Origin of the sequence: Pantoea sp. MQR6 (assembly GCF_022761075.1) — a bacterium.
In the GTDB taxonomy this organism is placed as follows: Bacteria; Pseudomonadota; Gammaproteobacteria; order Enterobacterales; family Enterobacteriaceae; genus Pantoea; species Pantoea phytostimulans.
This window is the reverse complement of sequence record NZ_JAKYXB010000002.1, coordinates 235,704-259,093: the sequence shown is the minus strand read 5'-3', so window position 1 is coordinate 259,093 and position 23,390 is coordinate 235,704. Positions and strand designations below refer to the sequence as shown.

The window sequence follows — 23,390 nt, the reverse complement described above, 5'->3', positions numbered from 1 at the left end:
ACTCAGCGCAGTAAACGGCCCACTTGCTGCGCACCTGCAACGATCTGCGTGTCGCTGGTATTGCCGTAGCCCAATACCAATCCCTGTTGTTTGGGGTCAGCAAGATAAAACGTCGAGAGCGCAGCCGGGGCAAAACCTGCCTGCCAGAGTGCAGCGGCCAGCGCCACATCATCTTGATTTTCTTGAAGCTGTAGTACTAAATGCATGCCGCTGTCGCCACCCAACAAAACAACGTTTTCGCCCAGTACGCGCTGCAATTCGGCGCGCAATTTGGCCTGACGTTGACGATACAACCGGCGCATTTTGCTTAAATGACGGCTGAAGTCGCCACATGTTATAAAGCGCGCTAACGCCTGCTGTTCCAGCCGATTGCCGCCCCGCAGTAATTCGTGCAACGCAGGCCGGATGCGTGAAAGCAGATGTGCGGGTAGCACCATAAAACCGAGCCGCAAAGCAGGAAACAATGTTTTGCTGAACGAGCCGAGATAAATTACCGGGGCGCACTCTCTCATGCCTTGCATGGCAGCAATCGGCTCGCCGCGATGGTGATAATCGCCATCGTAATCATCCTCAATAATCCATGCCTGATGCTGTTGCGCAGCAGCAATCAGCGCCAAACGTCGTGCCGCACTCATCACCACACCGAGCGGATATTGATGCGTTGGCGATGTGTAAATCAGCCGTGGCGGAACGTTTTGCCAGTGACGCTCCTCTGGCGCGAGACCGTGTGCATCAACGGCAACCGGGATGACATTAAGGTCACCAGCATGCATCGCGGCTTTGGCACCGCGATAACCCGGATCTTCAACCCAGCCGGTTTCACCGGGATTAGTCAGTAGCGTGACGCAGAGCGATAAAGCCTGCTGCGCGCCTTCGGTGATCACAATCTGCTCCGCCGTGCAGCGCACGCCACGCGTCATACTCAGATGCTGCGCTAAAGCCTCACGCAGCGCGCTTTCTCCAAGCGGATCGCCATAACCCAGCAGGCGGTGCGGCGTTTGGCTTAGCACGCGGTTTAACGCTCGACGCCATGCAGGAAATGGAAAATGGCTTAACGCTGGCACGCCCGCTCGCAGCGGGTATTCTTCGCTGTTGATGCGATGGCTGGAATGCAACGATGTCAGGCGATTGGCCAGCGGCAAAGAAGCGGGCAGGTCAGCGGAGTTGAGTATGTGAGGCGATACCATGGGGCTAACGCGGCTGCCTTGCCGATCGCTCAGTACATAACCTTCTGCCTGTAAATGTGTCCAGACATTGATCACCGTATTACGCGAAACTTGCAGCTCGTTGGCCAGTTGGCGTGTGGCCGGTAATCGGGTGCCAGCAGGAAGCTGACCACTGAGAATAGCCTGTTTAATCCGCTGATAAAGCTGTTGCTGCAGCGTGACATCTTTAGCCGTGAGGGGAGCAAACAGCAACGAGGAAATATAAGACGACAACAGACGCTCCGTGGATCCATCATTTTCCACCATTGTGGCGCTTTTTAAGCGACCAGCAAAGTGGCAATCTGCTTTCATCATCTCAATCGGGAGGCAGCATGTCACAACATACGAATCAATATGGTCAACCCGTTGGCCAGTCTTTGGACTGGCAGGAACGGCCTTATCCGCAGCGTGAAATTTTTATCGGTCAATCATGTCGTCTTGAGCCGTTTAGCGTGGCAAAGCATGCCGATGCGCTGTTTGAAGCCTATTCGCTGGCCGAAGATGGCCGCGACTGGACATACATGTTTGTCGGCCCATTTACCCATAAGCAGGCTTGGCTGGAGAGTGCAGCGCAGATGGAAAGCAGCCGCGATCCGCTGCATTTCGCGGTGATTGACCTGCAAACGGAAAGGGCAGTCGGCAGCCTGGCGCTGATGCGCATCGAGCCTCAGCATGGCGTAATTGAAGTGGGCCATGTCGCGTTTTCACCGTTATTAAAGCAGACGCGAATGGCGACCGAAGCGCATTACCTATTGATGCACTATGCCTTTGAGCAGCTCGGTTATCGTCGTTATGAATGGAAATGCGACAGCTGCAACGCCCCTTCACGCCGTGCGGCGGCGCGGTTGGGATTCCGCTATGAAGGGGAATTCCGTCAGGCGATTGTTTACAAAGGCCGCACGCGTGACACCTGCTGGTTCTCAATCATTGACGGCGAATGGCCGCAGGTGAAAAGCGGCTTTGAACGCTGGTTGCATAGCGAAAACTTTACGCCGCAAGGAGAGCAGCGCGAGAAGCTGGAGGCGCTGCGCCGTTAATGAGCATCTTCACGGAATGTCATGCCGTCAGGTAAAAATGTACGTCATGGCCATCACCAGGGTGGTGGCCATGACCATCAGTAACCGTTTTACCCAACGTCTACCGTTTTTCAGCCCAGCGACATCGACATTCAGCTGCGGCACATCAATTTTGCGTTGTGCCCAAAATGCGGAAGTTTAAGGTTAACCCTGCGGCACTATTTTTATATCCACCATACCGATGCCTAACTTACGTGGATCCTGGCCGGTGATATTGCCGATGTTACTCAATTGCGGTTCCGGTGGCACAATAATCAAATTATGGCTGCCGTTGGGATTATCAAAATGCAGTGTGGTGGTGGAGAACTCTTCACCTAAGGTCAGCAGCTGCTGCTGATCGCCGACACGCACGGGAATAGGACGATGTACGTTCGGACCAAAGGCGCGTGCGGTGATCACCAGATCAAACTTCTGCGGCAGTGGATCGACATACTCAATTTTCACTTCCGGCGCGAGATTGGCGTTCGACCAGCGTCCCCAGCTTTCCGGGCGCGAGATACCGCTAAAGCTTTTTACGCTGTTAGGTGCACCCGGTACGGTTAATAAAAAGCGATCGGCCTGATAGCGAATATCATTATCCAGCACGCGAATCTGCGCGAGATTACGTTGATATTGTGCATCGCTGGTGGTGCTTGCTGGAAATTGCACTTTGCTCTTCCACTGCGGTTTATCAATCCGCGTCACGGTGGGTTGACCGCCCATTTGCCCCATCGCCAGACAATAATCGGTGGAGAGTGCCAGTTCGGGTTTCCATAAACGCGCCATTTTAAAGCAGCGATCGACCCAAACAAATTTATCCGTTGAGACAAAATCGGCCAGCTGATAACGCAGCGGTGCTGAATATTCCCCTTCTGGCATCGGCTCAACGTGCTTATCGTTTACGCGAAACAGAATCGGTAATTTGAAGGTGGTACCGGAAAAGCTGAAAGAGTTTTTCGCGGTATCAATGGTGAAACTGTCCATTTTCTTAGGGAAATTCCACAGTTGAATGATATCGGGCTTCCAGCTCAGTACTTTGCTCTTCAAATCATCAAACTGGGTTGAAAGAGAGATAGAAGAAAGGTTGCTGCGACCCAAACCGATAGCGTTATCTCCGCCCAATATATCCAGCAGCGTCGCGCCGTTATCCATGGTGCTGCGTTTAGTCTCGATCACTTCAGCTTGCGGTTGGTCGCCGCGAATAATCATGTAGAGGTCACGGCGCGGTTGTTTTACCAAATATTGATGCGCGGTGTTGTTCATCGCCAGATGATCAGATGTCACCACAATCACCGTATTTTTGAACCAGGGTGACGCTTTGATGCGTTCAATCAGGCGCGCTACATGTTCTTGTGAACAGGCAACGGCACTGAAAGATTGGTTGGGTTTCCCGTCAAAGCTGTAGCTCTTGCGTTGGCAGCTACGCGAAATAAATCCGTCGGGATGATGTGTGTCTACCGTCAGCGTAAACAGCGCGAAGCGTTTTTGTTGACGTGATAGCTCTTCATATTTCTCAAACACTTCATCCATCACCGTGTCATCGTAATATCCCCAGTTATTACGATAAGTGGGATCGGCAACGCGGCTTTTAAGTTCTTGCGAACCATACATATTGGCAGGGCTAAAACCGTGGGATGTCAGGAAAACATCTTTACCGGCAAAGCGTAAATCTGCGCCCTGAATAAACCAGTTTTCGTAGCCGGAATTTTTCAGGATGTCGCCCAGGCAAACGTTTTGCGGATAAAAGCTGGAAAGCGAAGCTGACGCGTTACCGTCGAAAGGCGCGAACAGCGGAATGCCGCATTGCGATGAAACCATGCCTGCGATGGTGTAATCGGTGCCAGGCAGCTGTTCGGTATTGCTGAAGTCGATGCTCTGTTCTTTTTCACGGCTGAGTTCTGGTGCCAGCCCCGGAAAAGCCTGCTCATCAAAATAGGTGCGCTCCAAACTTTCACCGTAGATATAGACCACGTTGAGTTTAGGATGGTCGATACGGTTTTTAGGCACTTTATAAAAGTTTTCAAAATCTGAATTCGCTTGCTGGGTATGGGAAGCGATCAGCGAAGCGACCTGACGAAAAGCGGGCGTGGTTTGCACAGAACCCACAGCGCAGATAAAGGCTAATAGGCTCCAGCCGAAGTTGTGGGGACGTGCACGACGACGCAGTAGCCACGACAACAGGCAAAAGAGTGAAAACAGCACAATAATCAGCCCGATAGCGGGCACGACATATTTGCTGATACCGGCGCCGGTCAGGCTGTTGGTCAGCGTATAGAGCACCGCATCATTGATGCCGTCGCCGGTAAAATAGTTGCTGGCATAAAGGGTGGCGTTGAGCACCACAAACAGAACAAGCAATAACAGAACAACAATGAACCAAAATTTATTTCGCCCGGCTTTAGTGGAATAAATTGCAATAGCGGCCAGAAACAACACGACTGACACTAATTCGGACAACGTCAATTCCTCTCTTCAGGTGAGTACGCAGCGCCTTGCGCAATCGGTCATTTTCATAATAGTTTTTTCGACAATCTATCTTGGCTGTCACACGGCTGCAACACATCCGATCAGAATTGTGGAGTGGAAGAGGAAATGGTTTAACGGCGGTTTAAAGTTGATGTGATTTGCACTGACGGCGATCACAAAACACCGTCAGTGAGGCGCTGGAAGAGGTTACAGTTTACCGGTCAGATATTGCGCTTCGCCGTCCGCGAAACTCCAGTCGCCTTTGTCGTTGGTGATAAAGCTGATCATTAAATCATTGCCCTGCACACCGCAGTTTTCACGCAGTTCACGTGCCAGCTCCGCCATAAACAGCTGTTTCTGTTCGCGGCTACGCGGACTGGTATAGACGCGCACCATCACCAGATTGTCACTGCGGTTGAAACCTAAACCGGTATCCTGAAAAACCATCTGATAGCGCTTATTTTCCTGAACAATCTGATAACGATCGCGCTCGGGTACGTTAAAAGCGGTCAATACGGCACGATGAGCAGCGTCTAACAATGTGCGTAATTCTGACTCAGAACGACCTTGAATAACATCGAATTGCAGCAAAGGCATGGCGGTTCCCCTGTTTTTAATGAGAAGTTTACTAAAGGCTGATGACCTCATGCTGCCTGCTTCCACTGCAAAGAAAAAGCGCGTACGCTGAATTGATTATTCACTATATTGAACAATTCTCATGAAAGAGATGAAGACGGATGCGCTGTGGGAACATCTTCATTGGCTGACGATACTGGCAGAGCAGGGCAGTTTTACCCGCGCGGCTGAACGGCTGGACGTGAGCAAAGCGTCGATGAGCCAAAAGATTAAAGAGTTGGAAGCGATGGCGGGTGTGTCGCTGGTGCAGCGCACTACGCGCAGCGTGCGCTTGACCTCGGCAGGCGAGAAGCTGGTTGAGGATTTGCGCGAGCCCTTTGCGCGCATTGAACAGAGTTTTTTCAGCGTGCGTGATACCGCCGGACCCGTTCGTGGTTTAGTCCGCGTAACCGCGCCGGTTGCATTTGCCCGCCAACACTTAGTGCCGCTGATTGGGGATTTTTTGCGTGAATTTCCGCAAGTACGATTGCAACTGGATGTTACCGATCGCATCGTCTCGCTGAGCAGCGAAGGATTTGATTTAGCGATACGCCACAGCGACACCCTGCCTGAAACCCACGTCGCGCTGCCGCTGTGTGAAACGCGTACGCTGCTGGTGGCGTCACCCGGTTATTTAGCGCAACAGGGCCAGCCGAAAACGCCTGAGGATTTGGCGCAGCATAACTGCCTCTATTATCCCCGTGGTGTTGAATCACCCCGCTGGGCCTTTGCTGCTACGCACAGTAGCGAACGTGTGCAGGTACGTATTCAGGGCTGTTTTGCCACCAATAACAGTGAGTCGATTAGGGATGCAGCACTGCAAGGATTGGGGATCGCAATGCTGCCGGACTTTAGCGCCAGCGAGGCGTTAAAGTCCGGCTCATTGCAGCAGGTGTTGGCGGACTGGCAAGCTGTCGATGCCTTTGCGGCTCAATTATGGATTGTGCGCCCATGGGCAGCACAGGTACCGCGTGCAGTAACGACATTTGCGCACTGGTTACGCGCGCGCTTTGCTCATTACTGATGGCAGCGCCAGCGGCGCCGGTGCCGCACCGTGTACCATCTCACCAATCAGGCTGGTGCGATTGTACAAGCCAAGCCGCAGGTTAAAATCAAGATGCAGACGTTCATTCCCGGTCAGTTTGATGATGGGCGGTGGCGTCTGCGGACGCTGCTGAAACAACACGGAGCGAGCAAAAGCATCGCTGTTGTCGGCGTGCAATCCCTGATAGAAAAAGGCGTTGGCTTCACCCTTGCGCAGATAAAAGTTAATGCGGCGATATTCACGAATCGCGACTTGCTGTGCCAGCGACAGCAATTGACGTGAAGGATTATCAATGTTCTGCACAATCAGCGCGAAGTCATCGCGCTTTTTCATTTCCTGAAAATAGTTCTGGATACCGACGTTTTTCACGGGGGCCAGCTGCCTTAACCATTCACGCATAAAGGGATTTTGCGGAGCGGCAGCCAGAAACCAACCTTCAGTCACCGGCGAAAGGAAATTGATCGTTGAGCTTTCACGATAATATCCAATTAAATCCATTGGACGTTCCTGATGCACTTTATGTACCCAGGAAAGATCCTCAAATAATAGCGTGCTGCAATCAATCCCAATGCCGCCATAACGATAGAGCAGCTCAAGCCTGATAATGTCACTTTTGTGGGCTGGGGTCAGATCAGATGAAATAAATCTGAGATCCGGTAACCATTGTGAGAGCGTGCGTCGGGTAATAATATTGACGTCGTGATCGGGATTATCCTGGCGTAATTTCTTAATATTTATCGCCATTGATTTTGGCAGATGGTCATCGTGCCAATACATCCAGACAATTTTAGGGATGTCTGGCAACGATTTTTGCTGCGACATCAACACCACATTCTGTTCCTGCCTGGGATCATATTCAGGCGCACGGACTGCGCTCTGTTTTTTCTTATTCCAGAGCATTTGGCTGGTAAAGGATATTCTTTTCCAGTTGCGCCATAACTTATGCGCAGGACGTTGGCTAAATAGAGTCATGGTGCACCTGTTATTATCATTATACCCATTAAATTAACGCTGCAGATGCGGTCTTTGTCCCAGTCACTTACTGATGTAAGCGCCCAAAGATTCACGCGCTTGCCGACGTGCTGCAACCTGAATTAATGAAAATAAACATCTTCATCCTTCATGCTGCAAATAGCCTGCTCTGCTCCCGCTTCCCTTAACGACTTACCGCAGTAAGTTTTAGGGTATTAACACGCTTGCCGCCTCGATTAAACTCAAATTATTTAGGGATGAAACCCGCTACATTTTTGGCGGCATATGCATGCCTGCAACGCGAATTGCATGGGTAGATTATGGTTTTCCCTGATGATGACGCAGTGTTAAGCGCGCGATAGTTTCCTCACGGCTGTGTAAAATTGCACTGCACCTTCTTAATAAAACATTCCTAACGCATTAGCTATTTCTTTTTCAGACTTTAGGAAAAACCGGAATTAAATCGATCAGGAAGAATTTATATTAAGTAAGCCAATGTTAATCTTTTATATAAGATTTATTACTGCTGCACGTTTTTTTAATTAAGGAAGTTCTTAATTTTTTACTGCACTCTCCTGCTACAGCAGGGTTTCAAACATTCAGGTCGGACAGTTGAGCTTAACTCCGTGCTTTAACGCGGCTCATCTATAGGTTGGCTCGCACCGAGTAACGGTGATTGTCTACGCTTAAGGAAGGCTTACAGAGAAAGGAGACGATATGCAGCATGAATCGAGCGGTTTGCTGGCGGTAGATAAACGAGGCAATCGTGTACTGTTTCTCAATCCTGAAACTTTTGCGGTGCAGCAAGAGTTAAACGCCTTTCCACCGAGACCACATGAATTACTGATGCTCACACCGTGGGAAAAAGCGTATGTGCCGATCTACGGTGATGGCATTCACGGCGATAATCCGCATCCTGGTCATAAAGTGGCGGTGATTGATTTACGGCGTCGTGAGATCAGCGGTTTCATTGATATGTCGCCGCTGCGTGCGCCACACAGCGGCCAGTTGGGACGAGACGGCAAGGTTTACCTCTGCTGTGAAAACAGCGCGATGGTTGCGGTGATTGATCCCGCGACCGACAAAGTGGAAAAAACCATCCCCATTCCCTCGCACAATGCGCATCGCCTTACGCTGTCACCCAGCGGCCGCAAACTGTTTACCGATAACGAAGAGGACGCCAGCATCACCGTGGTGGATTTGTGTGAAGCTGAGGGACGCGTCATTGACAATATTTTATTGCCTGGCCCGATTGCGGGGATCGCTGCTTCACCAAAACATCCCTATCTGGTGGCGAGTGCTGCCGATGCGCCGTCGCTTTATGTGATCGATCGACAAAGCCATCGCATTCGCCAGCGGCTGGCGCTGCCGGGTCATCAACAACCTTGTCAGGTGGTGCGCTTTAGCCCGGATGGCGAAATGCTGGTAGCAATAGGTGATGGTGAACCGATCGTGACGCTGTTTGACGATCTGCTTAATCCGTTGGGCGATATCGTGGTAGGTAATAAACCGATGGATGGGTGCTTCAGCGCCGATAAACAGCAGTTACTGATAGCCAACGAAGATGATGGCACGCTGAGTGTGATTGATTTAGCCCAGCGAAAAGTGATTGCAACACCGCGCGTGGGCACGGGCTGCGAAATACTGAGTTACTTCAAGCTGGATTAGATAAAAGGGCGGTGATAGATCGCTGAACTCCAGTGGCGGCTGCTGGCATGTTTTTCAGCCTGCCAGCCGCGTTTACGCAATTCACGGGCAATCATCTTGTTCATAATGCCGTGCCCGAGCAGCAGCACGGTACCGCGTTGGGAATGTTCAATCAGCTTGTCAGCCGCTTGTGAGGCCCGTCGGCGCGCGTGCCGCAAGGATTCCGTTTCTCCCGCATAGCCACACAGCCACAATAAGCGCAACAGCGTCAGCCAAACCGGGGTAGGCAGATGAACCCGTTCAGATCGCAGTAACGGAATCGCCACTTCGCTGAAGAGATCATCGATTTCCTGTGGATGTAAACCGAGCTGGACGAGAGAGGAACGGGCACGCGGCAGCGGGCTACAGACCACCACTGCGGCCTGGCGAGCAATATGGATACTGCGTTCAGGTGGCAGATCGCTGACCAACGCGAGATCGTAAGCTTCGCACCAGTCAGCCAGCGCCTGCGCGTTGATCCGTCCCCCCACATGATGGTCGGGTTTACCGTGTCGCATCAAAATAATCGTCATAACACTCCTGCGGTATCTCCTTTTTAGGGTAATGCATTGTCGTCATATGCCAATCAGCTAACGCATTTTCGGAATAAACCGCTGTTGTCATCACGTTGTCATAGCGCTGTGCGACAACAGCAGGCGATGAAAGGCATCAGGCTGCGACTGCCTTTAATGATAAGAAAAAATACTCTTTAACGACGCGTTGAATCTTTTTATTTGCGCTATTTCGTCACTAATAGGTTGAATTAGCAATAAAAAAAGAAAATGACGCGTAGTAATAATGAAATTATCTTAACATTTTAAGGTGACGTTGCTTGATTTATCTACGCGCGTAGATACACTGTGGCCACAGTGATTGCTCTGGGTGCTTGAGGCACGGTAGGCGCAATAATGGTGATGTTACTTTCGTCTGGTTTACGCGACCGATTAACATAAGATCGGCGGTAAAGACGGAAAATAAGATTCCAACACCAGGGAATTCTTTAATGACCTTTCATCATGGTTAGCCAACTGAACGTCTCTGCCGGGCCGTTCTGCTGATAAGCAGAGAATTGACCCACGGAAGGGCGTTTATCCAACTGCATTTTTCAGGGATAGGGTTATGGCAGCACAACATTCCGTTAAGCAACAGGCATCACTGTCTTCCACCTCTGCCGCCGATGCGCGGTTTAATACCTCTTCCGGCCGCAAAGACTTCTGGCGCGCCACGTTCTCTTGTTGGCTAGGCACGGCAATGGAGTATGCAGATTTCGCACTCTACGGCCTCGCTGCGGGCATTATCTTTGGGGATGTTTTTTTCCCGGAAGCGACGCCCGCGATGGCATTACTTTCTAGCTTTGCAACCTGGTCAGTTGGCTTTATAGCCCGCCCGATTGGTGCCCTTTTTTTCGGCTGGCTTGGCGATCGTAAAGGCCGAAAAGTCGTGATGGTCACTACCATTATCTTAATGGGTGCTTCAACCACCTTAATCGGCTTAATTCCCAGCTATGCCGCCATTGGCGTGTGGGCACCCGCGTGTTTGGTGCTGCTGCGCTTCACGCAAGGGTTGGGCGCAGGGGCGGAGCTTTCTGGCGGTACGGTAATGCTAGGAGAATATGCGCCGGTTGAACGTCGCGGCCTGGTTTCTTCTGTGATTGCGCTGGGGTCAAATAGCGGCACGTTGCTGGCTTCACTGGTGTGGCTGCTGGTGGTGCAGATGGATCAGGAGAGTTTGCTGGCATGGGGCTGGCGTATTCCCTTTCTCAGCAGCGTAGTGATTGCACTGGCAGCGCTGTGGATCCGCCGTAACCTGCGTGAAACGCCGGTTTTCGAGCGCAAAAAGGCGGAGCTTGAAGCTGAACGAGCGCAAACCCTAACCACGCATCGTCAGGATGTAGATAGCCGCCCATTCTGGCAGCGTACCCGCGCTTTCTGGACCATGGTGGGGCTGCGCATGGGTGAAAACGGGCCTTCTTATCTTGCTCAGGGTTTTATCGTGGGCTATGTCGCTAAAGTGTTGATGGTGGATAAATCAGTGCCAACAACGGCGGTATTTTTAGCTTCGCTGCTGGGTTTTTTGGTGATTCCACTGGCGGGTTGGCTCTCCGATCGTTTTGGTCGCCGTATTGTTTACCGGGTATTCTGCCTGTTGTTGATGATCTATGCATGGCCTGCCTTTACGCTGCTTGATACGCGTGAGACGGCAATTGTGATCCCGGTCATTGTCGTGGGCATGGCGCTGGCGTCGCTGGGTATCTTTGGCGTGCAGGCGGCGTGGGGCGTGGAGCTGTTCGGCGTCAATCATCGCTACACTAAAATGGCGGTAGCCAAAGAGCTTGGCTCAATTTTGTCTGGCGGTACGGCGCCCCTGATCGCTGCCGCAATGCTCTCTTATACCGGACATTGGTGGCCGATTGCCGTCTATTTTTCTGCCATGGCGGCGATTGGATTCTTCACTACTTTTGTTGCGCCCGAAACGCGTGGGCGCGATCTCAACCTGCCAGAGGATGCGATTTAATCTGGCAATATTTGCTCAGCTGCGGAGTGTGCTGGTGCGCTTCGCACGTTGATTTAAGGAGACGCCTTGGCTAAACAGCCGACAGGTAAAGTGACACGCAGTGATGTCGCAAAAGTCGCAGGCACGTCGGTGGCGGTGGTCAGTTATGTCGTGAATAACGGGCCGCGCCCGGTGGCGGAGGCTACCCGGCAGCGCGTGCTTGATGCCATTAAGCAAACCGGTTATCGGCCTAACGCAGCTGCGCGTGCGTTGGCGTCTGGCAATACCAAGACTTTTGGCTTAGTAGTGCCCAATATCAGCAATCCTTTCGTTGCCTCAATGGCACACATGCTGCTGCAAGAGTCGCTTAATCACGGTCACGTTATGTTGCTTGGCGACGCAGGCGATGACCGTAAGCGCGAGCTCGAACTTATTCAGGGTTTACTCAACCGTCAGGTTGACGGTCTGTTTTACAACAGCGTCGATCGCCATCCCTATATTGATGTGATCAAAGCCAGCGGCACACCGTTGGTGATGCTGGATCGCGTTGAACCGCAGCCGGGTGTTGGCATGCTGCGGGTGAATGAACGTCAGGCGGCGTATCAGGTTTGTGCGCATTTGCTGAGCCACGGTTATCAGCGTGTCGGCATGATCAGCGGCCCAAAAGAGATGCTGAACGCGCAAGATCGTGTCCAGGGTTGGCGCGACGCGATGGAGGAAAAAGGCTTAACGGTGGATGAATCACTGATTTTTCCCGCCAGCTATTCGCGGCAGGGCGGATACGATGCCGGCCTGCAAATGCTCGCCAATAATCAGATGCCGCGCGCCTTATTTACCAGTAATGAAGGACAGGCCATTGGCTGTATTCGTGCCTTTGCTGAACAAGGCATTCGGGTTCCAGAAGATGTGGCGTTGGTCTGTTTTAACGGTACCGAGCAATCTGCCTTTCATGTCCCTACTTTAACCACTGTACGCCAGCCGCTGCGTGATATGGCTCGAAGCGCCATTGCCATGCTGAAAAACTGGGATGGCGAAGCGAAGCTGGAAGAGTTTCCGCATCAACTTGAAATTGGTGAATCTTGCGGCTGTCAGGTCAGCATTAACCTAAGAAGAAAATGAAAAGAATTATTATTGATTGTGATCCGGGAAACGGCATTGCGGGTGCCAACACTGACGATGGGCTGGCGATTGCGTTGGCGCTGGCATCGCCTTTGTTATCGCTGGAATTGATTACTACCGTTGCAGGAAACACGCCCTGCGAAACCGGTGCGCAGGTAGCAAAAGATCTGATTGTCCGGCTCGGGTTGGATATTCCCGTGGTGCAGGGCGCGACGCAGGCCTTGCAGGAAGATCCCGCACCCTGGCGTGAAACGCTGGATAAGCGGGTTGAAAAGCTGGAGCTTGTGAAGCTGTGGCAAGGCGTGCGTCAACCCGATGCTGTCATGGCTGACGGTGACGATGCAGCCGAGGCGATGGGCAAACTGATTTGTGATAATCCCGGTGAGATCACGCTGGTGGCGATTGGGCCGCTGACCAATGTCGCACTGGCGATGCAGCGCTATCCGGCGATGGCAGAATCCGTGGCAGAAATCGTTATTATGGGCGGCGTCTTTGCCTTAGATGACTACATCAAAGACACCAATTTTGGTGTGGATCCCGAAGCCGCGCATTATGTATTACACAGTGGCGCAACGTTGACGCTGGTGCCGATGGATGTCACCACGCAAACCCTGCTTACCCAGCAAGATCTCACACGGCTCACCGATATTGATCATCCACTGACGCAGTTTGTGCGTGAAACGTTGCGCCCGTGGATTGACTATTCCATGCGTACGCGTCGTCTGCCGGGCTGCTGGATCCACGATGCGCTGGTCGTCGCCTGGCTACTCAATCAGCGCGTTGCTTGCGGCATCGATTATCGGGTCGATATCGAACTGCGCGAAGGAGCAACCCGAGGTAAAAGCTGGCGGTACCGTCAACCGCTGCGCGTTGATGTTGGCATTCCTGCTCACTGCGGCGCGCTGGTGCATGTGCTCCACAGCGTGGATAATGATGTATTGCTGGCGATTATTCAAAAGGCATTTGCCAGTCTGAAAAACTGACTTTTTGGGCGATTATCTCGCCCATTTCCCTTCTCACATCTCCAGACACGCTTATTTACAGCCTGAAGCAGAGGCTGACAATTAGTTAGCACGCTAATCCTTTCTGACATGATATATACAAAAGCTTAACAAGCTCGTAACTCAGCAACGGGTTGCGCCCACAATAATTTCGGCCAACGAGCCGGAAGCCTCTCAGACAGGATACTCCTATGTTTAACTGGACTTCGACCCAGCGGAATGTGGCGTTTGCTAGCTTCGCCAGCTGGACGCTGGACGCCTTTGACTTCTTTATCTTGGTGTTTGTATTGAGCGACCTCGCGCAATACTTTCACACCTCCGTTTCTGATGTATCAATAGCGATCATGTTGACGCTGGCGGTGCGGCCGATTGGTGCGCTGCTGTTTGGTCGGTTAGCGGAAAAATATGGTCGAAAACCGATCTTGATGCTGAATATCGTGCTGTTTTCACTGTTTGAATTACTTTCAGCCTGGTCGCCTAGCTTCGGTGCTTTTCTCGCGTTCCGTGTTATTTACGGCGTGGCAATGGGCGGGATATGGGGCGTGGCGTCATCGCTGGCGCTAGAAACCATTCCAGACCGCTCGCGCGGCTTGATGTCAGGTATTTTTCAGGCGGGTTATCCTTGCGGCTACCTGCTGGCATCGATCATTTTCGGCCTGTTTTTCGAAACCGTGGGCTGGCGCGGCATGTTCCTGATTGGCGCGGTGCCTATTCTGCTGCTGCCGTTTATCTATTTCAAAGTGCCTGAATCACCGGTGTGGTTAGCGGCGCGTGAACGTAAAGAGAGCTCGGCGCTGCTGCCCATTATTCGACAGCACTGGAAGATGTGTATTTATATGGTGCTGTTGATGGCCTGCTTTAACTTCTTTAGCCACGGCACCCAAGATCTTTATCCCACTTTCCTGAAAGTTCAGCATCAGTTCGATGCGCATACGGTCAGCATCATCGCCATTAGCTACAACATTGCAGCCATGCTAGGCGGTATTTGCTTTGGTGCGTTGTCGGAACGTATTGGCCGTAAAAAAGCGATTATCCTGGCGTCCTTTCTGGCATTACCCGTGTTGCCGCTCTGGGCTTTTTCCAGCGGTTCATGGGCCATTGGCGCCGGTGCGTTTTTGATGCAGTTCATGGTGCAGGGCGCGTGGGGCGTAGTGCCCACTTACCTGACGGAACTGGTTCCCGCTAATGCACGCGCGGTGCTGCCAGGCTTTGTTTATCAGTTAGGTAATTTGATTGCTTCAGTGAATGCCACGCTGCAATCACGTATTGCCGAAGCGCACAGCGGCAATTACGGATTGGGCATGGCGATAGTGGCGGGTACGGTGGCGATATTGATCTGTGTACTGGTGGCGTTTGGCCGCGAAACGCGCGGCATTGAGATTTCAGGTGCGCCAGCGAAAGCGTCCCCTTAACGTGCTTCGCACACGTCCACCCATTTCGCCGCAGTGAGATCGGCCATTTGCTGTGGCGTAATACGCACGGCGCTATGGATGGCGCCCGCTGCCGGTAGCACTTCATCGAAGCTGCGCAGCGACACATCACAATAAACGGTGAGCGGGTTTTCCAGGCCAAATGGGCAAACGCCGCCAACCGGATGCCCGGTCCAGTTGATCACTTCATCCACGCTTAACATGCGTGCTTTAGCGCCTAGCGCCGCTTTCAGTTTGCGATTATCAAGCCGTGCATCGCCGCACGTAACAATCAAAACCACTTCACCTTTGACTTTCAAGGACAACGTTTTGGCAATTTGCCCTGGCGCAACGCCATGAGCGCGTGCAGCCATATCTACCGTGGCGGTGCTTTCTGCCATCTCAATAATGTCAATTTCAGGGGCGTGTTCGGCAAAGAACTGGCGGACCGACTCCAGACTCATCTTACTCTCCAGGCTAATCGAAGGCATAAAAACTGCCATAAGCCAGGAAAGCTGTAAACGAGATAAAGAGAGAATTCGTAACAGAATGCGCAGGAATCAGGTTGGATTTAGGGTGCAGTTACCACATTGCTCAACATCAGGAATGCGGTAGCGCTGACAGCAACTGCGACGCACCATCTGACCATTACGCGGCAGCATGGTGCGATAGAGCGGATTATCGCTACCATCCAGCAGGCGGCTGGTAAAAAACAGCGCTTGTTCAAGCTGTAACACCACATGCTCTTCCAATTGGGTTTTCAACTCACCAAGAAACCAGGAGAAAGAGAAACCCATGTTATTCCAGATGAGCCTTGCGTTGATGTCACCGTGCTGAGCAATGCCATTCACCACAGGAATCAGGTGTTGCTGAATGAGTCGATCAATACGCTGTTGCGCATTGAGATAGTGCGCGTCTTCATCTTCCTGCACATCAATCCAAAAGGTGCAGGGATAACCGTTTTCATGAAACGCCACGCGTATGTGCTCTACAGAACAGTCTAGCGCGCGCGGTTCAAGTAATAGCGCCAGCATCAGCGGTGGCAACAGCAGGCCAAAGTACCACTGCGCCCACAAGGATTGCACCGGTTTGGCTTCACGAACGGCCTCAGGATGATTGCGATAGAGATAATCACTGTAACGCTGGGTAAGTGGGATAAACGCATCGGAAGAGGACCATTCCGCTAACGTCATCGTTGGCGTGGTGGGCTGTCCAAACTTAATCACTTCCAGCATGTAGCTACGCTGCGTGCGCATCAGCTCATGTAAAACATCCGCCAGCGACTGATGATTTTGCATGAAAATCACCGGTTGGGCGCTAAAACGATGTTGCTGTTCAGATACAGTTGCCATGCCAACTCGCAGCGGAAAGTGGAGATAAGAAAGCAAATGATAATCGTTATTGATTCTATCTACAAGCTGAGTGAGCGTGCTGGATATTCTGTTTAATTTGTAGGGTTTAATTAAGTCATTAATAGGAACTTATAGGGCAGAATAGTGCAAGCGATGGATAAAGCAATATTATTGCCCACCATCGCCGCATTAATTAATGTGCTTCACTGGATGACATGACATTGGATTTTGGTAAATCCTCCCAGGCAAGAATTGTATTTCTTCCCTGATTCTTCGCCACATATAACGCACGGTCAGCGTTCGCAACAGCCTGATCAAATTCGTTATCATAGATAGGCGCAATCCCGGCGCTAATAGTAACGTGAGTAGAAACACGTTCGTTAAAGCGATGAGGAATTTCTAAATCCACCACATACTGACGAATTCTTTCAGCCAGTTTCATGGCTATCGAGGCATTGACGTTGGTCATTAATACCAAAAACTCTTCACCGCCGTAGCGTGTGACTACATCACGCGAGCGTACCGCATCACGAATCGCTATTGAAACGCGTGCCAGCGCCTGATCGCCCATCGCATGACCGTAATTATCGTTGTAGGCTTTGAAGTGATCGATATCCAGTAACAGCACATAATGGCTGCCAGCATGATTATCCAGAATATTGTCTAAACGGTTTTTTAGCCCGCGTCGGTTATACAAACCCGTCAGCGGATCGAGCATGCTGAGATCGCTAAAATTCTCTTTTTCTTCATAAAGTTGGTGCATCAATCGCAGGGTGAAGTGATCGGTGCGACGTCGCATCAGATGCTGCAAGGAGAAGCCGATCAACGGCAGGGCGATGGTCAATAAAATCAATGCAAGGTGTTCGCCATTGTCCAGCAGCAGCACGGTTAACACCGGCGGCGTGATATTCAGACAGAAAGCCAGCAGATAATCACTCAAGGCGATGGCGCTAATGAAGAACACGCTCAACAAGCTGATGATCAAAAAGCTGCCATCAAAATAAAAAACCAGATGGTAGCGATAGTTAATATGCCAGGCCCACAAGGCGCCAAGAATGAAAGCAACAGGATTTAATAGCGGTAATTTTAGTTTTGGCTTGATTAAATACAGGGCTAACAACGCTGCGCTTAAAAGCGTAACGAGGATAACCGGCAGCGTCATTTCACTTTTCGCCAGGCCTATCATCGGCGCCAGACAAAATAGCGACACGGCGATATTTAAAAATAATAAAAGCATCAGCGATAGCCGATATTTGCTGTGTTTCAATTCATCATAAGATTGTATTTTCATTATAAGTACTCTTGACGGCCCTGAAATACCAAAGCGCAAGCCGGCAGAAAATATTCTGCGACGGACAATAAACAAATTATTGCTGTGTTCTAAAGAGAGTTATCGGCCGCAATTTAGCATTTTCCAACTGGTCTGTCATCTTCCCGGCCAGGCAAAGTAAAAACAGGCTGCAGGAAGAGAATAATTGTCATATGATAATGGGAATGCTTATCATTTGAGGGGTTGGGCAATGATTATGGCGATGGTTGCCGCCTGCGGTTTGTGGGGATTCAGCTGGATGATGGGGAAAAAACTGGATAGTGCGTGGGGAATATTATTGCCCTGCGCAGCGCTGCCAATATTTGCGCTGTGGGAGCCGAGTTTTAGCCAATGGCGAATCGTAATGATTGTGGCGCTACTGCTGACAGTGGTGATGTTGTTTAATCGTCACCTGCGTCATTACCTGCTGTTGCCCTCTTGCCTGGCATTAGCCGGTGGATTAGCAGCAGTTTCAGTGAATTTTCACGCGGTATGATTGTTTAGCGTTGGGAATAGCGGGAAGTACAACAGAAAGGAGGACAACGTTGGTGCGAAGAGAGGGACTTGAACCCTCACGTCCGTTAAGACACTAACACCTGAAGCTAGCGCGTCTACCAATTCCGCCACCTTCGCATCGCGTTGTCTTTTCATATCACCGCATTGGTGCGAAGAGAGGGACTTGAACCCTCACGTCCGTTAAGACACTAACACCTGAAGCTAGCGCGTCTACCAATTCCGCCACCTTCGCGCAGTGCTGTGCGATATGAAATATGTGATTTTGGTGCGAAGAGAGGGACTTGAACCCTCACGTCCGTTAAGACACTAACACCTGAAGCTAGCGCGTCTACCAATTCCGCCACCTTCGCATACCCGTAACACTTGATAGTATTACAACCACGGAGGCGCATTTTAGAGATTTTACCCATTGCGTCAATAGATATTTCACGGTGATGAAACGATCGCTGCAAAAAGCAACGTTTTCACCACCGCAAAAGCAAAGTTAACGCAAAAACAGGTTTTTAACGGGCTTTCGCACCGCGACCGTAAACGGCACGATAAACTTTGAAACGGCCGGTTTGTGCCAGCACTTCATGGTTGCCAAACGTTTCGTCTAACACCTGTGGATAGGGCAGGAATGCATTGGCAACAATACGTAACTCTCCGCCGCTGTTAAGGTGTTTTACCGCACCGCGAATCAAGGTTTGTGCGGCGTCCAGGCTGGTTTGAACACCCTCATGGAAAGGCGGGTTGGAGAGGATCAGATCAAAACGGCCGGTCACGTCTGAGAAGACATTACTGGCGAACACTTCACCTTCCAGTCCATTCGCTGCCAATGTCGCTTTACTGGCTTCGATTGCGGCGGCATGGACGTCGCACAGCCACAGACGCACCTTTGGAGAATGACGCGGCAGGGATGCGGCAATCACACCGGCACCGCAACCGATATCCAGTACTTTGCCTTTCATGTGCGGCGTCAGCGTTGACATCAGCAGCGCGCTGCCAGCATCCAGACCATCACGGCTGAATACGCCCGGCAACGTATGAATGGTCAAATCATCGAGTTGATAAGTATTGCCAAACGCGTTGGCATCAAACTCGGGTTGCGTCTCCAGACGACCGTGATACAGACCACAACGGCGTGCGCTGTCGATCTTTTCCAGTTTTACATACTTTTCCAGCATGCCTTCGGCGCTGCGCACGCCGCTGCGGTTTTCACCCACCACAAACACATCGCAGCCTACCGGCAACATTGACAGCAGATTTTGCAGCTGAAACTGCACTTCCGGCTTGTTCTTGGTCCAGAAGTAAACCAGCGTATCGCAGCCCTGCACGTCTTCTGCTTGTGCAACCATCCCGTAACGCGCCTGCTCGCCCATTCGGCGACTCAGGTTTTGCCAATGATGATATTGCTGGGTATGCACGCGCGATGAAGCGGTTTCCAACTGAGCGGGCAGGTCATCCTGCAAATCACCAGCAAACAGCACGTGGCGGGCGGTAAATTCATCACTGTGGCGCAGAATAACTTCGCTGGCCGGGGTAAAAGCAGACATGTAGGGCTCCTGTAAGATCTGAGCGGGGATTATAGTGGTTTGTTGGCGCATGTACGATGGGTTTGCTAGCATAGCGTCGCATTCAGGCAGCAGAGCAGGTAACACCATGACGTCCAGGCGCGACTGGCTTTTACAGCAAATGGGAATTACGCAGTACCAACTGCGCCGACCGCGCGTGCTACAGGGCGAAATTGCCGTCACGCTGGCAGCGGAGACACGCTTAGTTATTGTGGCTGAAACAGCGCCCGGTTTACAGGAGCCGATCATTCGCGACGTGCTGCATGCGCTTAATTTGCAAAGCTCACAAGTCATGATGGTGACGCCGGAACAGCTGGAAATGCTGCCGGAAAAACTGGATTGTGCGGGCTGGCTACTGGGCGTTGAAAGTGAACAGCCCTTTAATGGCGTCGCGTTATCGAGCGCCTCCTTCAATGAACTGATCAGCAGCGGCGCGGCAAAACGCGCGCTCTGGCAACAGATGTGTAACCATGACAGCCATCTCTTTTCTCACCCCTGACGATCTGGCGCAGGCTTTTGCCATTGAACGTCGTAGCCATGCTTTTCCCTGGAGCGAACAGACTTTTGCCAGCAATCAGGGCGAACGTTTTTTAAATCTCCGACTTGAAGTAGAAGGCAATTTGGCTGCCTTCGCTATTACGCAGGTCGTATTGGATGAAGCCTCACTATTCAATATTGCTGTCGACCCCGCTTATCAGCGGCGTGGCTTAGGTCGCCAGTTATTGCAGCACTTAATCGATCAACTAATTGAGCGTGATGTCATGACGCTTTGGCTGGAAGTTCGCGCCTCAAACCTGCCTGCCATCGCGCTCTATGAACAGCTCGAATTTAATCAGGTAAGCCGCCGCCCTAACTATTATCCCACCGCTAGCGGACGTGAAGATGCTTTGATCATGGCGCTGACGCTGTAAGGAATTTAAAGGAGCTTTGATGTTAGAGAACTGGGATTGCATCCTGTTTGATGCCGATGACACCCTTTTCCATTTTGATGCGTATGCCGGATTGCAGCGCCTTTTTGCTGGCTACGATGTGCAGTTTACCGATCAGGATTATATTGACTATCAATCGGTTAATAAGCCGCTTTGGGTCGATTATCAGAACGGCGCCATCTCAGCACTGCAACTACAAACGCGTCGCTTTAACGGCTGGAGTGAAAAACTCAGTATCTCACCTGAAATTCTCAACAGCGGTTTCCTCTCTGCAATGGCTGAGATCTGTACGCCACTGGAAGGGGCTGTCAGCCTGATGAACCTGCTACACGGTAAGGTTAAGATGGGGATTATCACCAACGGCTTCACCGCGTTACAGCAAACCCGATTAGAGCGTACCGGTTTCCGCGATTACTTCGACATCTTAGTGATCTCTGAGCAAGTTGGCGTGCCAAAACCGGATGCGCAGATCTTCGATCACGCGCTTTCATTGTTGGGAAATCCGCCGCGGGATCGCGTGATGATGGTAGGGGATACACCGGAGTCCGATATTCTTGGTGGTATGAATGCAGGCATTAAAACCTGCTGGCTGGATCATGGCACGCGCCCGTTACCCGCGCATATCACGCCTGACTGGCAAATCAAACGTCTCTCAGAACTGGAAATCATTCTTAAAGCGTAACGCTGCTTTTAATGATTAAACGGGTTATAAAAACCACCTGTCATCGCGTTGGGTGGTTTTTTTGTTTACGCGTTATCGGATTGGAATATGTCATCATTCGGTCAATCACCGCCGTGCTAAGCAGATAGCGTGCGAGGGGAACATATCAGCCCTGTCAATTTGCTTGCGCAACCAGGTCCTCCCTTAATCAGCAAAAGCGTTAACGGCTTAAACTCGCTTTTCCTCGGTTTTTTCATCGCGTTCCGCCTTGGCTTCTTCTTCATCCCGATCTTCTTTTACGGGTTTACTGGCTGTCAGCAGGAAAGGAGATTGTTGCCAGCGAGTACGGCGATCGCGCAGCAAAGTACGGGTGAGAATGATGCCAATCGCTAACGCCAGCAGCATCATCAAACGCAAAATATTGGTGGTGTTATCGACCTGGCGTGATTCTGTTACCAACACATGCGTATCCAGCGTCACCCGCAGAAAGCCGAGCGGGCCGTCGCTGTTCCTCAGCTGTTGGACGATTTGATGATTGAAATAGCTGCCAGCGCGTTTGCCATCCAGCGCCAAACGATCGCGAACATTGATATTTTCGCCGCTGTGCGCCACCAAACTGCCATCGTCATCATAAACCGACGCATCAAGAATACGGCTATTAGAGGTCATCTGATCAAGGATACCCTCAATCTTATTACGATTATTTTCACTGTTGTCCATCAATGGTTGCAGGCTGAAAGCCACCTGATTCGTTAACGTGTGCGCCAGCTCTTCTACCTGTTCCGAGCGCGCCATTTGATGGCCGAGACTAAACCAAGACGCGCCCTGCATCAGGACGACCAACAGCGCCATCGAGATGAGTACAATCACCGTACGATGTAAGCGAAATTTCAGTGCAGTTTTAGCCATCGATAACCCGTGTCACGTCACAACAGAAAGCCTGGAGATTATGTTGCCAGAAGCAGCGCAGACAAGGTAGCCTCTTGCGTGGTTTTGTTGTGCCTACAGGAGCTCTAATGCCAAATCGTCTTACCTGGTGCGATCTGCCCGCCGATGTTTCACTCTGGCCGGGTTTGCCCCTTTCTCTGAGCGGTGATGAAGTGATGCCGCTGGATTACCGCGCTGGCCGAACCGGCTGGTTGCTTTACGGTCGCGGACTGGATAAACAACAGCTGACCGATTATCAGCATAAACTCGGTGCGGCGATGGTGATCGTCAGCGCCTGGAACGTGGATGAGTATCAGGTGATTCGCCTGGCGGGTTCGCTAACGCCGTTCGCCAGCAAACTGGCGCATGACGCCGGGCTGGATGTGGCGCCGTTGGGCAAAATCCCGCATTTGAAAACGCCAGGTCTGCTGGTGATGGACATGGATTCCACCGCCATCCAAATCGAATGCATTGATGAAATTGCGAAGTTAGCCGGCAGCGGCGAGCTGGTTGCCGAAGTGACTGAACGCGCCATGCGCGGTGAACTCGATTTTACCGCCAGCCTGCGTCAGCGCGTAGCGACATTAAAAGACGCGGACGCCAATATTCTGAAACAGGTGCGAGATGAATTGCCGTTGATGCCAGGCTTAACCACGCTGGTGCAGAAGCTGCAAGCGCTGGGCTGGCAGGTGGCTATCGCCTCGGGTGGGTTCACTTATTATGCTGAATATCTGCGCGATAAGCTGCATCTGGCTGCGATCGTCGCCAATGAACTGGAAATTCGTGACGGCAAGCTGACCGGTGAAGTCATCGGCCCGATTGTTGATGCACAATATAAAGCGGACACGCTGAAGAAGCTGGCACAGCGTTTTGATATCGCCCCGGAGCAAACCGTGGCGGTGGGCGATGGCGCTAACGACCTGCTGATGATTAAAGCATCGGCGTTGGGCATTGCTTACCATGCTAAACCTAAGGTGAATGAGCAGACGCAAGTCACCATTCGCCACGCCGATTTGATGGGTGTTTTCTGCATCCTCAGCGGCAGTCTGATTCACGAAGAGCGTTAACAGAGGTATT

General features: G+C 51.5%; 22 protein-coding genes and 3 tRNA genes. 12 read left to right on the top strand and 13 right to left on the bottom strand.

Translation table 11 applies throughout. The annotated features are described in order from the left end of the window. Positions 1 to 2: 2 nt before the first annotated feature. A complete protein-coding gene (locus MUG06_RS11335) occupies positions 3 to 1,439 on the bottom strand; it encodes a PLP-dependent aminotransferase family protein (RefSeq protein ID WP_243078655.1) in 1,437 nt (478 codons plus the stop codon). Positions 1,440 to 1,537: 98 nt separating this feature from the next. Between MUG06_RS11335 and MUG06_RS11330 the strand changes: the two genes are divergently transcribed. Then, positions 1,538 to 2,242, top strand: a complete 705-nt coding sequence (locus MUG06_RS11330) for a GNAT family protein (RefSeq protein ID WP_243078654.1) — start codon at positions 1,538 to 1,540, stop codon at positions 2,240 to 2,242. Between the two features lie 183 nt (positions 2,243 to 2,425). Here the strand turns inward: MUG06_RS11330 and opgB are convergent, their stop codons facing one another. Both opgB and MUG06_RS11320 read right to left on the bottom strand, forming a co-directional pair. Then, complete coding sequence (opgB, locus tag MUG06_RS11325; RefSeq protein ID WP_215847713.1) at positions 2,426 to 4,717, bottom strand: phosphatidylglycerol--membrane-oligosaccharide glycerophosphotransferase; 2,292 nt, start codon at positions 4,715 to 4,717, stop codon at positions 2,426 to 2,428. Positions 4,718 to 4,933: 216 nt separating this feature from the next. Beyond that, positions 4,934 to 5,323 carry a tautomerase family protein gene (locus tag MUG06_RS11320; protein ID WP_215847712.1) on the bottom strand — a complete coding sequence of 130 codons (390 nt, stop codon included), beginning with the start codon at positions 5,321 to 5,323 and terminating at the stop codon, positions 4,934 to 4,936. A 121-nt stretch (positions 5,324 to 5,444) separates the two neighbouring features. On the opposite strand from MUG06_RS11320, the gene MUG06_RS11315 reads away from it, so the two are divergent. Then, positions 5,445 to 6,365: a LysR family transcriptional regulator gene (locus tag MUG06_RS11315; RefSeq protein ID WP_243078653.1), complete on the top strand. Its 921-nt coding sequence runs from the start codon at positions 5,445 to 5,447 to the stop codon at positions 6,363 to 6,365. On the opposite strand, the gene MUG06_RS11310 is transcribed toward MUG06_RS11315, so the two are convergent. Beyond that, on the bottom strand, positions 6,339 to 7,358 hold the full coding sequence (locus MUG06_RS11310; protein ID WP_215847710.1) for a capsular polysaccharide synthesis protein: 1,020 nt from the start codon (positions 7,356 to 7,358) through the stop codon (positions 6,339 to 6,341). The genes MUG06_RS11315 and MUG06_RS11310 overlap by 27 nt on opposite strands. 717 nt (positions 7,359 to 8,075) lie before the next feature. Between MUG06_RS11310 and MUG06_RS11305 the strand changes: the two genes are divergently transcribed. Next, positions 8,076 to 9,026: a WD40 repeat domain-containing protein gene (locus MUG06_RS11305; protein WP_243078652.1), complete on the top strand. Its 951-nt coding sequence runs from the start codon at positions 8,076 to 8,078 to the stop codon at positions 9,024 to 9,026. Here MUG06_RS11305 and MUG06_RS11300 read toward each other — a convergent pair. Next, the gene (locus MUG06_RS11300; protein WP_215847709.1) at positions 9,023 to 9,577 is read right to left on the bottom strand and encodes a histidine phosphatase family protein; all 555 of its coding nucleotides are present in this window, start codon (positions 9,575 to 9,577) and stop codon (positions 9,023 to 9,025) included. The two genes, MUG06_RS11305 and MUG06_RS11300, sit on opposite strands and share 4 nt — an antisense overlap. Positions 9,578 to 10,163: 586 nt before the next feature. On the opposite strand from MUG06_RS11300, the gene MUG06_RS11295 reads away from it, so the two are divergent. The 4 genes from MUG06_RS11295 to MUG06_RS11280 all read left to right on the top strand — a co-directional run bounded on the left by MUG06_RS11295 (position 10,164) and on the right by MUG06_RS11280 (position 15,069). Beyond that, positions 10,164 to 11,558, top strand: coding sequence for an MFS transporter (locus tag MUG06_RS11295; RefSeq protein WP_243078651.1), 1,395 nt, complete (start codon positions 10,164 to 10,166; stop codon positions 11,556 to 11,558). 66 nt (positions 11,559 to 11,624) lie between these two features. After that, positions 11,625 to 12,656 carry a LacI family DNA-binding transcriptional regulator gene (locus tag MUG06_RS11290; protein WP_243078650.1) on the top strand — a complete coding sequence of 344 codons (1,032 nt, stop codon included), beginning with the start codon at positions 11,625 to 11,627 and terminating at the stop codon, positions 12,654 to 12,656. Further along, positions 12,653 to 13,639: a nucleoside hydrolase gene (locus tag MUG06_RS11285; RefSeq protein WP_215847708.1), complete on the top strand. Its 987-nt coding sequence runs from the start codon at positions 12,653 to 12,655 to the stop codon at positions 13,637 to 13,639. The genes MUG06_RS11290 and MUG06_RS11285 overlap by 4 nt, the downstream gene beginning before the upstream one ends. Before the next feature lie 209 nt (positions 13,640 to 13,848). Continuing rightward, positions 13,849 to 15,069 carry an MFS transporter gene (locus MUG06_RS11280; protein WP_215847707.1) on the top strand — a complete coding sequence of 407 codons (1,221 nt, stop codon included), beginning with the start codon at positions 13,849 to 13,851 and terminating at the stop codon, positions 15,067 to 15,069. Here the strand turns inward: MUG06_RS11280 and MUG06_RS11275 are convergent. The 3 genes from MUG06_RS11275 to MUG06_RS11265 all read right to left on the bottom strand — a co-directional run bounded on the left by MUG06_RS11275 (position 15,066) and on the right by MUG06_RS11265 (position 17,709). Beyond that, entirely contained in the window at positions 15,066 to 15,530 is a 465-nt protein-coding gene (locus MUG06_RS11275; RefSeq protein WP_215847706.1) for a YbaK/EbsC family protein, read from the bottom strand. The genes MUG06_RS11280 and MUG06_RS11275 overlap by 4 nt on opposite strands. Positions 15,531 to 15,626: 96 nt before the next feature. Then, positions 15,627 to 16,418 (bottom strand): siderophore-iron reductase FhuF, encoded by a 792-nt coding sequence (gene fhuF / locus MUG06_RS11270; protein WP_243078649.1) that lies wholly within the window; start codon positions 16,416 to 16,418, stop codon positions 15,627 to 15,629. A 193-nt stretch (positions 16,419 to 16,611) separates the two neighbouring features. After that, complete coding sequence (locus MUG06_RS11265; RefSeq protein WP_243078648.1) at positions 16,612 to 17,709, bottom strand: diguanylate cyclase; 1,098 nt, start codon at positions 17,707 to 17,709, stop codon at positions 16,612 to 16,614. 229 nt (positions 17,710 to 17,938) lie between these two features. Here MUG06_RS11265 and MUG06_RS11260 point away from each other — a divergent pair, with 229 nt between their 5' ends. Then, positions 17,939 to 18,223 (top strand): DUF1435 domain-containing protein, encoded by a 285-nt coding sequence (locus MUG06_RS11260; protein WP_243078647.1) that lies wholly within the window; start codon positions 17,939 to 17,941, stop codon positions 18,221 to 18,223. Positions 18,224 to 18,273: 50 nt separating this feature from the next. On the opposite strand, the gene MUG06_RS11255 is transcribed toward MUG06_RS11260, so the two are convergent. The 4 genes from MUG06_RS11255 to rsmC all read right to left on the bottom strand — a co-directional run bounded on the left by MUG06_RS11255 (position 18,274) and on the right by rsmC (position 19,778). After that, positions 18,274 to 18,360, bottom strand: a tRNA-Leu gene (locus MUG06_RS11255). Between the two features lie 28 nt (positions 18,361 to 18,388). Beyond that, positions 18,389 to 18,475 (bottom strand) — tRNA-Leu (locus tag MUG06_RS11250). Between the two features lie 31 nt (positions 18,476 to 18,506). After that, a tRNA-Leu gene (locus MUG06_RS11245) sits at positions 18,507 to 18,593 on the bottom strand. Positions 18,594 to 18,746: 153 nt separating this feature from the next. Continuing rightward, positions 18,747 to 19,778: a 16S rRNA (guanine(1207)-N(2))-methyltransferase RsmC gene (gene rsmC / locus MUG06_RS11240; RefSeq protein WP_215847702.1), complete on the bottom strand. Its 1,032-nt coding sequence runs from the start codon at positions 19,776 to 19,778 to the stop codon at positions 18,747 to 18,749. Positions 19,779 to 19,884: 106 nt separating this feature from the next. Here rsmC and MUG06_RS11235 point away from each other — a divergent pair, with 106 nt between their 5' ends. The 3 genes from MUG06_RS11235 to yjjG are packed head-to-tail and all read left to right on the top strand — an operon-like array spanning position 19,885 to position 21,407. Continuing rightward, complete coding sequence (locus MUG06_RS11235) at positions 19,885 to 20,295, top strand: DNA polymerase III subunit psi (RefSeq protein ID WP_215847701.1); 411 nt, start codon at positions 19,885 to 19,887, stop codon at positions 20,293 to 20,295. Further along, positions 20,267 to 20,707 carry a ribosomal protein S18-alanine N-acetyltransferase gene (gene rimI / locus MUG06_RS11230; protein ID WP_215847700.1) on the top strand — a complete coding sequence of 147 codons (441 nt, stop codon included), beginning with the start codon at positions 20,267 to 20,269 and terminating at the stop codon, positions 20,705 to 20,707. Before MUG06_RS11235 ends, rimI begins: the two co-directional genes overlap by 29 nt. A gap of 19 nt (positions 20,708 to 20,726) precedes the next feature. Continuing rightward, the gene (gene yjjG, locus MUG06_RS11225; protein ID WP_215847699.1) at positions 20,727 to 21,407 is read left to right on the top strand and encodes a pyrimidine 5'-nucleotidase; all 681 of its coding nucleotides are present in this window, start codon (positions 20,727 to 20,729) and stop codon (positions 21,405 to 21,407) included. 207 nt (positions 21,408 to 21,614) lie between these two features. Here yjjG and MUG06_RS11220 read toward each other — a convergent pair whose 3' ends face one another. Further along, complete coding sequence (locus MUG06_RS11220) at positions 21,615 to 22,295, bottom strand: YtjB family periplasmic protein (protein WP_243078646.1); 681 nt, start codon at positions 22,293 to 22,295, stop codon at positions 21,615 to 21,617. A gap of 107 nt (positions 22,296 to 22,402) precedes the next feature. On the opposite strand from MUG06_RS11220, the gene serB reads away from it, so the two are divergent. Then, positions 22,403 to 23,380, top strand: coding sequence for a phosphoserine phosphatase (gene serB, locus MUG06_RS11215; RefSeq protein ID WP_215847697.1), 978 nt, complete (start codon positions 22,403 to 22,405; stop codon positions 23,378 to 23,380). Positions 23,381 to 23,390 lie beyond the last annotated feature (10 nt).

Excerpts from the sequence above, each read along its gene's own strand:
- MUG06_RS11305 (WP_243078652.1), top strand. The coding sequence starts at position 8,076 with ATGCAGCATGAATCGAGCGGTTTGCTGGCGGTAGATAAACGAGGCAAT.
- MUG06_RS11260 (WP_243078647.1), top strand. The coding sequence starts at position 17,939 with ATGATTATGGCGATGGTTGCCGCCTGCGGTTTGTGGGGATTCAGCTGG.
- MUG06_RS11310 (WP_215847710.1), bottom strand. The coding sequence starts at position 7,358 with ATGACTCTATTTAGCCAACGTCCTGCGCATAAGTTATGGCGCAACTGG.
- MUG06_RS11275 (WP_215847706.1), bottom strand. The coding sequence starts at position 15,530 with ATGAGTCTGGAGTCGGTCCGCCAGTTCTTTGCCGAACACGCCCCTGAA.
- yjjG (WP_215847699.1), top strand. The coding sequence starts at position 20,727 with ATGTTAGAGAACTGGGATTGCATCCTGTTTGATGCCGATGACACCCTT.
- fhuF (WP_243078649.1), bottom strand. The coding sequence starts at position 16,418 with ATGGCAACTGTATCTGAACAGCAACATCGTTTTAGCGCCCAACCGGTG.
- MUG06_RS11320 (WP_215847712.1), bottom strand. The coding sequence starts at position 5,323 with ATGCCTTTGCTGCAATTCGATGTTATTCAAGGTCGTTCTGAGTCAGAA.
- MUG06_RS11330 (WP_243078654.1), top strand. The coding sequence starts at position 1,538 with ATGTCACAACATACGAATCAATATGGTCAACCCGTTGGCCAGTCTTTG.
- MUG06_RS11220 (WP_243078646.1), bottom strand. The coding sequence starts at position 22,295 with ATGGCTAAAACTGCACTGAAATTTCGCTTACATCGTACGGTGATTGTA.
- MUG06_RS11315 (WP_243078653.1), top strand. The coding sequence starts at position 5,445 with ATGAAAGAGATGAAGACGGATGCGCTGTGGGAACATCTTCATTGGCTG.
- MUG06_RS11285 (WP_215847708.1), top strand. The coding sequence starts at position 12,653 with ATGAAAAGAATTATTATTGATTGTGATCCGGGAAACGGCATTGCGGGT.
- MUG06_RS11300 (WP_215847709.1), bottom strand. The coding sequence starts at position 9,577 with ATGACGATTATTTTGATGCGACACGGTAAACCCGACCATCATGTGGGG.
- rimI (WP_215847700.1), top strand. The coding sequence starts at position 20,267 with ATGACAGCCATCTCTTTTCTCACCCCTGACGATCTGGCGCAGGCTTTT.
- MUG06_RS11265 (WP_243078648.1), bottom strand. The coding sequence starts at position 17,709 with ATGAAAATACAATCTTATGATGAATTGAAACACAGCAAATATCGGCTA.
- rsmC (WP_215847702.1), bottom strand. The coding sequence starts at position 19,778 with ATGTCTGCTTTTACCCCGGCCAGCGAAGTTATTCTGCGCCACAGTGAT.
- MUG06_RS11295 (WP_243078651.1), top strand. The coding sequence starts at position 10,164 with ATGGCAGCACAACATTCCGTTAAGCAACAGGCATCACTGTCTTCCACC.
- MUG06_RS11280 (WP_215847707.1), top strand. The coding sequence starts at position 13,849 with ATGTTTAACTGGACTTCGACCCAGCGGAATGTGGCGTTTGCTAGCTTC.
- serB (WP_215847697.1), top strand. The coding sequence starts at position 22,403 with ATGCCAAATCGTCTTACCTGGTGCGATCTGCCCGCCGATGTTTCACTC.
- MUG06_RS11235 (WP_215847701.1), top strand. The coding sequence starts at position 19,885 with ATGACGTCCAGGCGCGACTGGCTTTTACAGCAAATGGGAATTACGCAG.